This is a genomic window from Flagellimonas oceanensis (assembly GCF_003992595.1).
GTDB classification, from domain to species: Bacteria; Bacteroidota; Bacteroidia; order Flavobacteriales; family Flavobacteriaceae; genus Flagellimonas; species Flagellimonas oceanensis.
Genome location: NZ_RZNA01000040.1, coordinates 386,279 through 395,602, shown reverse-complemented (window position 1 = coordinate 395,602; position 9,324 = coordinate 386,279). Strand labels below are relative to the sequence as shown.

The following is a 9,324-nucleotide window of genomic DNA, read 5'->3' as shown; positions in this document are numbered from 1 at the left end:
TGTAGATACCCCGATCTTTAGGACAGTTTCTCTACAAAACTAATATAATTCAAGCCGCTCTCTTAAATAGATCGATAGGTCTTTCATAGTCGATGGACTGGTGTCTTCTTTCATGGTTGTAATAATCAAAGTACTCTGCCAATAACAGATAAAGGTCCATACCGTCCCTTGGAGGGTTCAGGTATATCTTCTCGTATTTTACATTCCTCCATAGCCTTTCGATAAAGGCATTGTCCGTGGCCCTTCCCTTACCGTCCATGCTCAGGCGTATTCCCTGGCCCAAAACATAATTGGCGAACTCCTCGGCGGTGAACTGGCTCCCCTGGTCCGTATTGAGGATCTCAGGTGTCCCGTGCTCACCTATGGCCTCTTCCAATGTTTCCCTGCACCATTGGGCATCCATGGAATTGGACACGCTCCAGTTCAGGACATAGCGGCTGTGCAGGTCGATGATGGCCACCAGGTAGAGATATCCCTGTTGCATGGGGATATAGGTGATGTCGGTTGCCCATACCTGATTGGGCCTGTCAACTGTCAGGTTGCGTAGCAGGTAGGGATACGTTTTGTGGTCCTTGCACCTTCGGGAGGTGTGCTTTCCCGGAAGTACCGCCCTAAGCCCCATTACCTTGTAATAGAGCCGTTCGATCCGGTTCCTGCTCACTTTATAGCCTTTGTCTTTGGTCAGCCAGATGTGCATCCGCTTGGCCCCTTTGAAAGGGTGGTGGAGATAATGTTCGTCCATCTCCCGCATGAGCTTCAGGTTCAGTTCGGTCTCGCCCCTGGGCTTATAGTACAGCCCGGAACGATGGACCGACAATGTTTCGCATTGTTTTACAATGCTCATCTTGGAATGACCCTTGCGTATCATTTTTCTGCGTTCGGAGAGTGGTCTCAGCGCAAGGCGTCCTTTAAAAAATCGTTCTCGACCTTCAACTGGCCTATGGCCTTTAGAAGTTTGTCCTTCTCCCTTTCGGTCTCGCTGCGGGCATCCTTCTTGCCCGATTCGAACACCTGCTCGGCCCCATCGAGGAAATCGCGCTTCCATGCGCTGATCTGGGTCGGGTGTATCTCGTACTTCTGGGCAAGTTCGGCAAGGCTATGCCGCTCTTTCAAGGCTTCCAATACCACCTTGGTCTTGAACTTCGGGGTAAACTTTCTTCGTGTCATATTCAGTAAATTTAATGATTAAACTTACTGCCCTAATTTTTGGGGTATCTACAATCCGATGAGTTTTGCTTTTTCTTGAAACTCAATTATTCTATAAATATCCTCTCGATGATATCCATTCCAAGCATCTTGTCTTACAATATCTTCGTGAAATTTGTCAATATTCAGTGTTTCCAATAATTCACGAACTATTTTTTTATCGGATTTTTTTGGTTTTTCACTTAATCTTGTTAATTCTCTTTTAAGAGTTATAATCTCGTAAAATAAAATACCACTTAAGATGGTCAGTGAGGCAATAATTGAATATTCCCAATTACTAAATATGTCTGGTAGCTTGATATAGGTGGTAAGATAAGTAAGAACAATTGGAATGATGAACATACTTAAATACCATTTATTTAACATTTTGCTCATTGTACCTTACTGCAATTTTATATTCAAATGTTTTTCAATGTCCAATCCATAATCTTCTATATCCCTTCCTTCTGGAATACTAATTCCAATAACTTTATGGGTTTCGTAAAAGTCCATAATCACAAAGAATTGCTTTTCAATATTGCAGTAATAATATTTGTAATCAAAAACCTCTTTGTTCTTGCATTTTCCGTTAATCCAGTTTTCAGAGTACTTTTTTTCAATTTCGAAATAATAAAAATGTGTATTTGCGGATAAGCTTAAATCGTTAAATCCATTCCAAAAATGATGTGTGCTACCTTGAAAATGTTTTCTGTAAATGTTGAAATAAAGTCCACGGATTATTTTTTCAAAATAGATGTGCAAATGTTTTGAATTCACACGAATATAGCCACCTCCTTCTGGCTTTTCAAATATATTATTCGCAATATCTATTCCTAATCCCTTACTTTCTTTTCTCTGAATTCCTTTTAAAATTTTCTCATTAAAGAGTTTTCGAGCAGCATTTGATTTATGAGAAAGCATTATTAAATTTATTCTCATTCTTTCATCAATTTTTGATAGTTCTTGATTATGCTCTTTACAAGCTGTAACGGTTATTAATTCATTTCGATGTCCTTTAGGAAATAAATTTTGAGGTGGAACGTGATCATATCCTACTGCCTGTTTTCCGCACCAATAGCATCTGTCTTCAGATTTGATTTTTGAATTAGCGTTCATTTTTTAAGGATTATGTGCAATGGTCTCTGTGGCTTCGTTGTGGAATTATCCGCACGATTATTGCCTCGAAATCCAGCAGTCTGATTTATGCTTTTATTTTGGCGTGGCAAAAAACTACAATGAATTACAGCCATCTTTGTTTTAGTTCATTTTTTTTAAGGCATTGGATAAACACATTCCTCGTCAGCTCTATCTTTTTTTCCTAATTTTTGAACGTGAAACCATCCATCTGTTTCTCCCTCATAAATTTTTTCCTCACATTCTGGACAGTAGGCTTCTTCCATTATTTTTATTTCTGAAAACATCAATTTTTCCTCTCGGATTTCCGATTCTGAATGACAATTTTTGCATTCTACATTAATTTTTTCCATAATTTTTAATTTGATAAGAAAAGTCTATTCAATTCGGGTATTGTATGTTGGTACAGATAATTACTCCTGCAAAAACATCCGCTACAGTTTCTTGTCTTAAATTTATTTTTAAATGGTGGATTAACTTTTAAAGATTCTTTTAAGTCAGCCATTCCTTGATTAAAGAAAACAACACCTGTTTCTTCGTTCATAACTCCTGGATTGTCATAAATTACTTCTTCAACGTAATCCAAAAGTATGGGCTCTGTATTATTTTTAATCGTAGTCATTTTCCTTTGACGAGCATAGGAATCCCAGTTTTTCTTTAATTCAGCTAAAGAGGAAAAATATTTTTCCTCTGTTGTCATTTCTTGGTTCCAATTTATGGGATTGTCCTTAGTTACCCATATTTCTATATCAAGTTCATTCAAAAATTCAGTCGTCAATTTGAACAAAACGGGGCCATAATAATTTTGACGATTGAAATAGGTGTGTAAATCAACAGTGTCTAAAAAGACATCATTCCATACTTCAAAAATTTTGTCAATTTCATCTGAAGATTGTGGCGTTTGTTCTAATCCTTTTGATTCAACAGCTCCTCTTGACAATAATCCCCCTTGTTCAATAAAAGTCCTCGATGTTCTAACTGTGTTAGCGTGATAGAGATGATGTATTCCTTTTTCGCTTAACAATTCAAATAATTCTTTATTATTTAATCTCATCTTGTTCTTTTGTCAAATTCACTACAACGGTTTGGCTATACGTAGTGCTAGATTAAAAAGCACTTTACAGTTGACTCACCTAAATGTTTGTTGATGTTACTTTTATTTCATTTTAGTACCAAGACCCCCATTACGTATAGTATTTGTTGGCGCTAGTATTTTTTTATCTTTGTCGTTGGCCGGGCCACTGATGCATACAAGAAGAGTAAAGACCTTTTTAGGTCACTTTGCGTAATTCTTCCGAAAAGACGTTTTAGTTCTTAGAAGCATTTAGTGGCCTTTTTTATTAAAAAACCCCTTTCCCCCTTCTTGATTCAAAAATTGAATAAAACCAAATTTTCGCTGTATTTGCTTTTCCATTTTTATTGAAAAGCCTTTTCCTTTTTAGCATTACCACAACTACTCCTTGATATCTGTGGGGAAATGTAACTTTTGCCCTTAAGCTAATATTATCAATGATTATTGTATTTGAATGTTTCTCATATTTCTCTAATAATTTAGTGTATTCATATCGTTTCGTAGAAGTAAGTATCGATTTCAAAGCACCTAAGAGTTCGAAGGATTGATGTATATGAAGCGGCTTTCTTCCTTTTCTCGTAATATGCTTCCACCCTACTCTATTCACAGTTATTTTTCCTAATGTGGGGTTGTTATAAACGCCTGCTATATTTTTATATTCTTTCCATGCAGTTTTCTTGAGTGGTTGGGTTAAATCGATATATTCAAAATCTTTTGGTTTAAGCTCTACACTCTCCAAATCGTGATCAAGGTGATGAGTGCAAAGGTTTTTAATAAAACCTTTAGAATGCTCCCCAAATCGAGATAACTTATCTATGGTTAAATAGGACTTGTAGTAAAGATCGTATGTGTCGTTTTGTTTAAGGTCAGCCCACCAAGCGTGCGGAAGAATGTCATTAGTTGAAGAATCAACATAAATTAAAATCACTGGTCCAGGGTATCTATGCCATCTAGGCCTATGTGTTTCAATATAATCAATGCCTAGTCTTAACTTGAAGCTATTTTGATTTTTCTTTTGATCAACTTTATAGCTAGGCCCGCATTTTACTTGAACAAAGGCCGTTTCACCACTTGCTTCTCCGTTCTTCGCAAAAAAAACTATTCCATCAATACCGTCATCATTTCTTGCATCAAGTTCTTGAAATCTACATTTCCATTTTTCACGGACAAACTGACCAACAACTCTTAGTCCTATTACTTCTTGTTCTGATCTTGTGTTGCTCATAAATACATATTAGCGCCAACGGTTTGATTATGGGGCGTTTGGCATTTTGAAACGTCAACTTGTCTAACCACTATATATTTTATTATATGTTAACATACTCAAACTTAACACCATCCGCTAAATGACCTATATTTTTGTCATGTTTAATTCATTCTCAGGACTCTTCAAATACATATCTTTTCGAGAATTCATGCAGTTTTTTACTATACTCATCTATCTCTTTTTGTTTATTCTCCACAATCGATAAAACTCCTTTTTTTCCACTTTCCAGTAATTCTTCATGTAGTATTCTATAATTTAAAAGAATCGTCAAAAGTTCATCATGCGTTTTTTTCTTTTGCACAGGAACAACTACACTTTTTACTTTATCTTCCCGATTTTTTATATGATTTATCAAACATTGAAGATTTGTTAGCGATTTTATAAGCTTCAATTGCTGATTTGTTTCATTAAGCACGTCCGAATCAGAATATGGTAAATCTGGTTTTGGAAGCATAATTTCTTTTAATTGGATTTTCCAGTTATCTATTAAGTAATTTGGAATTATTCCTGAATATTTTTCAGTTATTCCAAGAAGCATAAACTCATAGATTATTTTAAGCCTATCCAAATGGATCACAGAAACATCTCGATTGTGAGCCTCTTCTCTTCTAATTTCGTTTAACTCACTAATAAGGTTTTCAAACTCAATCTTATTTGCAAATAAGTCAGAAAAGTCTTTCCAATTGGTGCAAATTATTTTCTTTAACTGTAGAACAAATGTATACTCTATCAGAACTTTACCATCTTCAATTTCTTCTCCAAATTGATTTTTATAAGTTCCTTTGATAATTTCAAAGAGCTTCTTACCCAATGATAACCTAAACCAGTCAGAACCGTGCTTTGAGGACAACCTATTTACAATAACTTTCCTTAGTGCATTTTCGATATCAGAAATTTGTCGTTTAGCAATTGCCAATCTGTAATCTTTTGTATTTTCTTGAAATATTGTAGATTTCATCCAATCAATTGCTTTTCCATTCCCAATCATAGCTGCAGATTCCGTTGATGAAATAGCATGCATTATTTCAATATCTGAGCTATTATATGCTCTAACTGCATAATAATCAAGTTGAATATTCCTGAATGAATCATCCTTAAAAAAGCCATGAAGAGCTCCCATTACAGAACTAATCTCAGCCTTAAGATCAATTGAATTCTCCGATTCTGCATAAAATTGACATTCCAATGTTTTTCCATTAAGTAGTTTAATCTGCTTAACAGAAATATTCGAAACCTTACTGTTAACGGAATTAATGTTTTTTAATCCAATCTCTAGAAATGATATGATTTCATCTACCGAGAAATCATTTTTGGGAATAGCTAATGTTGAATCCTTTTTCATACAGCATTTTTTGTATTTCAATCCACTTCCACATGGACATATATCATTTCTTCCAATTTTCATTTAGCAGAATGTTCCTCAGAATTAAACACACCTTGATTATATATACTACTTTATCGGCATCTACTACCAATTTAGTTGGCTATGCCCAAGCTTTAAATAAAGCATAGTTTTACTTGGCTCACTATAATTATAGGGGATTGAGCTAAATGTAAGAATTTTCAATAAACTAGAAAATGTGGAATTCCGTAAGAGGTTGAATAATTCCATCGAATGGATGATTTGGATTCCAAACTTGATCGCTTTCTTTTTTGTTTTGCTTCGCAAAAGAAAAATGTAAAGCAAGAGGATAGCACGCTGGCGCGATGCTATTGATTCATTTTCCTTCGGAAAAGCCCATTTTTAGTGAGATTTTTGAAAATATTATTTAATTGGAATTAAAGAGTTTTTCACGGAAAAGTACTCTCGGCCCAGTAAAATCAATGAATTTTTCACGGAAAAATGCTTTTTTGAGGTTTGTTCAAGAATATCTATAGCAGTATCACGATGGGGGTATTCATTTTAGCGACCATTTTCCCATTTTTGGTGAAAAAATGCTCTCAGCCCAGTAAAATCAAGGAATTTTTGATGAAAAAATGATTATTTGGCGTTAGGATCAAGCATGGATATGTCTTCAATCTTTTAACCATCTGAAATTTAAGGGTTAAGCCCATTTTTAGCGTAAAAATGCTCTTAGCCCAGTAAAATCAAGGAATTTTTAGCATAAAAATCATAAAAACAACTGCTTGTTTGAGGTAAAAATGCTTTTGTAATTCCTAGATCAAACGTCTCCTTTGGCTTTCTTTTCTTCCCGATAAAATAGGTTCAAATGATCCATCAAAGCTTCTTCCCCGACCGGCATCAATCGGTTTGCAATGGTCATCGCCTGATGGATGAATTCCTCTTCGTTCCTTTCCATTACTTCATCCGAGCCAAGCTCTGGATTTATTGCCCTCATGGAAAGGTATAGCAATGCTCGCACGGTCAACAATAGGTCGGCATGACCGTCAAGGTAAAAGAACGTGGGTTGGAACTTGTTCTTGAACCATGGGTGGGGAACCAATGTTGGAGTATGGTCGCTCCCGTGGAATCTTAAATCCTTTAGGAGCTTTTCTTCGTTTGGGTTCATGGATTTTTTTTGTTTTCAAGTTCTGACAGCTTTTCGTCCAGCTTGTCCATAAAGTACAATTGGCTATCCGGAAGGATGCTCAATACCATTTCCAATACTTGGATCACACTGTCCTCTTTTGATGCATTTTGGTTGGCAGGAAACAACATCATTCCCTCTCCATCAAGGGCAAACACGCAAACCTCCAAAAGACTGATGATCTGCGTCAAAAGATGGTTGTTGTCCCTGACCTCGAAAGTCACATAATTTCTATTGGGATCGATGGATTTTTTGTTCCCCAACAGTCCCGAAAGATTGTTCCTGAGCTGTTGTATCTCTTCCAAGGTCTTTAACCTTTTCTTCTTTGATTTCATGGAAATGGATTTATTGGATTGTGGTTGTCTTTTGTTCCGAAAGCAGTTTTCTGGCCTTGTCCAAGAATTCCATTTCATCATGGGGGATCAGGTCAAGTATATATCCGAGAACCCCGCTAATATTACTGTGGGGTTGGGGAACGGAACGTGTCGAGAAATTCTCGTTTTCCAAAGCTGTGATACAGACCTTGATCAGATCCGAGATCATATAGGAGGTTTCACAGTATCCCTCGGTAATGAGTTCCGTGCTGTACAATCCCTTTTCAGGGAGATAGGGCTTCAAGGCATGGAAACACATTTTTTCCAGTTCCTTCAATTGACGAACAAATGATGTCTCATCATTGTTCCCCGCGTTCTCGATCGCTTTCGGGAATTCTTTCTCAAAATCCTTTCCGATTCCCTCAATTTGGTCTTTGCACTGATCAAGATGCCTATGGAAAATGGATTCGACTTCTTGGATGAAATCCTTCATTTGTGTTTGGATGGCCTTGGCCTGTACCTTTGTGATCTCAAATTCATTGCCATATCGGGCAACGCTATAGGCATGTTCCAATAGGAGCAACAGTTCATTGCTGTTTGGCTCAGAAGATTCCAAAAAAGGCTGTAGGGTGGGAAAGAAATGTTTGCAGTAATTGATATGGCTGATGATACTGTGTGTTACCATGCTCCTTCCTATGCACATCTGTTCAATGAAGCGGAACGAAAGCTCAAAGGCCTGGTGCATGTTGAAGGTGGCAATGGCATGATCCCCTTCCTTTATCAGGATGTCGGCAGTATTGGCAAAGGCATTTACTTTTGCCAATTCCGATTTATGATATCGAATGGCCCTCTTGACAAGGGTCTCATATGCCATTGAGGGGTAATCCATAATGTTTCCTCCTTGTAAGCGAGCAAAAACAGTTTCCCCCAGACAGCAGTGTTCCAAGAAATAGAGCGAACCCCTTTCAAGGCCTATCTCGGATTGGCTTTCCGTGTAGACCCTTATCCTGAAATCGGGATGCTTTTTCCCTTTTTTGGCTACTAGGGAACGGATCTCATTAGGGAGAGGATCATTGTTGACATCCACAAATAGGGTAAGAAAATAGTATTCGGTATTGCCCTCCTTCTGCTTGCTGGACAAAAAAGCACTGTCAATGGTAATGATGTTCAGGATGCTGTCGAGCAATTCGGACAGCTCTTCCGCTTTTTCAAAGTTTTCGGGTATGTTTGTGTCATATTTCATAAAATTGTGTTTTAAAGGGTTCGAGAATCACTGACCATATTAAGGCCACATTCCCAAGTACCCCACCATGGACACTTGTATTTTATTGAAACTGTTTTGTATTTTACAACCGGATTATTGTACGAAACACCCTATATTTGAGATATGCAGACAAAGACCAAGAACAACCATATAGGCAGAAAGATCAGCAGGATCAGGGAACTCCGTGGGATGAAACAGGAAACCCTTGCAGAGGAACTGGGTATCAGCCAACAGGCCGTTTCCAACATTGAGAACAGCGAGAAGGTGGATGATGTGAAACTGGAAGAGATTGCCAAGGCTTTGGGGGTTACTAAAGAAGGTATTGAAAATTTTTCTGAAGAGAATGTTCTGAACATTATTTCAAATACTTTTACCAGTAACGACAGTTCTACAATCAACGCAATAAATGTTCAGCCAAATTTTAATCCATTGGATAAAGTGGTTGAATTGTATGAACGTCTTGTCCAAGCTGAAAAAGATAAAGTTGCTTACTTGGAGAAGCTTCTAAATAAAAAGTGATTTTGCCTCGCTCAGTAAATTAGTTTCGGTAAGATTTGGGC

At 37.1% G+C, this 9,324-nt stretch carries 12 protein-coding genes; 1 reads left to right on the top strand and 11 read right to left on the bottom strand.

The window, feature by feature from the left end; genetic code table 11:
* Nucleotides 1–49: 49 nt before the first annotated feature.
* The 11 genes from EO132_RS11580 to EO132_RS11530 form a co-directional block, all read right to left on the bottom strand.
* Nucleotides 50–868 carry an IS3 family transposase gene (locus EO132_RS11580; RefSeq protein ID WP_127136440.1) on the bottom strand — a complete coding sequence of 273 codons (819 nt, stop codon included), beginning with the start codon at nt 866–868 and terminating at the stop codon, nt 50–52.
* Nucleotides 869–891: 23 nt separating this feature from the next.
* Nucleotides 892–1,167, bottom strand: a complete 276-nt coding sequence (locus EO132_RS11575) for a transposase (RefSeq protein WP_072882405.1) — start codon at nt 1,165–1,167, stop codon at nt 892–894.
* Between the two features lie 48 nt (nt 1,168–1,215).
* Nucleotides 1,216–1,581, bottom strand: a complete 366-nt coding sequence (locus tag EO132_RS11570) for a hypothetical protein (RefSeq protein WP_127138002.1) — start codon at nt 1,579–1,581, stop codon at nt 1,216–1,218.
* Between the two features lie 6 nt (nt 1,582–1,587).
* Complete coding sequence (locus EO132_RS11565) at nt 1,588–2,301, bottom strand: hypothetical protein (RefSeq protein ID WP_127138001.1); 714 nt, start codon at nt 2,299–2,301, stop codon at nt 1,588–1,590.
* 155 nt (nt 2,302–2,456) lie between these two features.
* Nucleotides 2,457–2,672: a hypothetical protein gene (locus EO132_RS11560; protein WP_127138000.1), complete on the bottom strand. Its 216-nt coding sequence runs from the start codon at nt 2,670–2,672 to the stop codon at nt 2,457–2,459.
* A gap of 5 nt (nt 2,673–2,677) precedes the next feature.
* Nucleotides 2,678–3,373, bottom strand: a complete 696-nt coding sequence (locus tag EO132_RS11555) for a hypothetical protein (RefSeq protein WP_127137999.1) — start codon at nt 3,371–3,373, stop codon at nt 2,678–2,680.
* Between the two features lie 286 nt (nt 3,374–3,659).
* Nucleotides 3,660–4,616, bottom strand: coding sequence for a DUF4365 domain-containing protein (locus EO132_RS11550; protein WP_127137998.1), 957 nt, complete (start codon nt 4,614–4,616; stop codon nt 3,660–3,662).
* A gap of 154 nt (nt 4,617–4,770) precedes the next feature.
* Nucleotides 4,771–6,063 carry an SEC-C metal-binding domain-containing protein gene (locus EO132_RS19300; protein WP_164732329.1) on the bottom strand — a complete coding sequence of 431 codons (1,293 nt, stop codon included), beginning with the start codon at nt 6,061–6,063 and terminating at the stop codon, nt 4,771–4,773.
* A gap of 757 nt (nt 6,064–6,820) precedes the next feature.
* Nucleotides 6,821–7,168 carry a hypothetical protein gene (locus EO132_RS11540; protein WP_127137997.1) on the bottom strand — a complete coding sequence of 116 codons (348 nt, stop codon included), beginning with the start codon at nt 7,166–7,168 and terminating at the stop codon, nt 6,821–6,823.
* Nucleotides 7,165–7,521, bottom strand: coding sequence for a hypothetical protein (locus tag EO132_RS11535; RefSeq protein WP_127137996.1), 357 nt, complete (start codon nt 7,519–7,521; stop codon nt 7,165–7,167). Before EO132_RS11535 ends, EO132_RS11540 begins: the two co-directional genes overlap by 4 nt.
* 10 nt (nt 7,522–7,531) lie before the next feature.
* On the bottom strand, nt 7,532–8,743 hold the full coding sequence (locus tag EO132_RS11530; RefSeq protein WP_127137995.1) for a HEPN domain-containing protein: 1,212 nt from the start codon (nt 8,741–8,743) through the stop codon (nt 7,532–7,534).
* 144 nt (nt 8,744–8,887) lie between these two features.
* Between EO132_RS11530 and EO132_RS11525 the strand changes: the two genes are divergently transcribed.
* Nucleotides 8,888–9,283, top strand: a complete 396-nt coding sequence (locus tag EO132_RS11525; protein WP_127137994.1) for a helix-turn-helix domain-containing protein — start codon at nt 8,888–8,890, stop codon at nt 9,281–9,283.
* The last annotated feature ends 41 nt before the right edge of the window (nt 9,284–9,324 follow it).

Bases quoted from the DNA above. Each gene is read 5' to 3' on its own strand.
- EO132_RS11580 (WP_127136440.1), bottom strand. From the start codon at position 868: ATGATACGCAAGGGTCATTCCAAGATGAGCATTGTAAAACAATGCGAA.
- EO132_RS11575 (WP_072882405.1), bottom strand. From the start codon at position 1,167: ATGACACGAAGAAAGTTTACCCCGAAGTTCAAGACCAAGGTGGTATTG.
- EO132_RS11570 (WP_127138002.1), bottom strand. From the start codon at position 1,581: ATGAGCAAAATGTTAAATAAATGGTATTTAAGTATGTTCATCATTCCA.
- EO132_RS11565 (WP_127138001.1), bottom strand. From the start codon at position 2,301: ATGAACGCTAATTCAAAAATCAAATCTGAAGACAGATGCTATTGGTGC.
- EO132_RS11560 (WP_127138000.1), bottom strand. From the start codon at position 2,672: ATGGAAAAAATTAATGTAGAATGCAAAAATTGTCATTCAGAATCGGAA.
- EO132_RS11555 (WP_127137999.1), bottom strand. From the start codon at position 3,373: ATGAGATTAAATAATAAAGAATTATTTGAATTGTTAAGCGAAAAAGGA.
- EO132_RS11550 (WP_127137998.1), bottom strand. From the start codon at position 4,616: ATGAGCAACACAAGATCAGAACAAGAAGTAATAGGACTAAGAGTTGTT.
- EO132_RS19300 (WP_164732329.1), bottom strand. From the start codon at position 6,063: ATGAAAATTGGAAGAAATGATATATGTCCATGTGGAAGTGGATTGAAA.
- EO132_RS11540 (WP_127137997.1), bottom strand. From the start codon at position 7,168: ATGAACCCAAACGAAGAAAAGCTCCTAAAGGATTTAAGATTCCACGGG.
- EO132_RS11535 (WP_127137996.1), bottom strand. From the start codon at position 7,521: ATGAAATCAAAGAAGAAAAGGTTAAAGACCTTGGAAGAGATACAACAG.
- EO132_RS11530 (WP_127137995.1), bottom strand. From the start codon at position 8,743: ATGAAATATGACACAAACATACCCGAAAACTTTGAAAAAGCGGAAGAG.
- EO132_RS11525 (WP_127137994.1), top strand. From the start codon at position 8,888: ATGCAGACAAAGACCAAGAACAACCATATAGGCAGAAAGATCAGCAGG.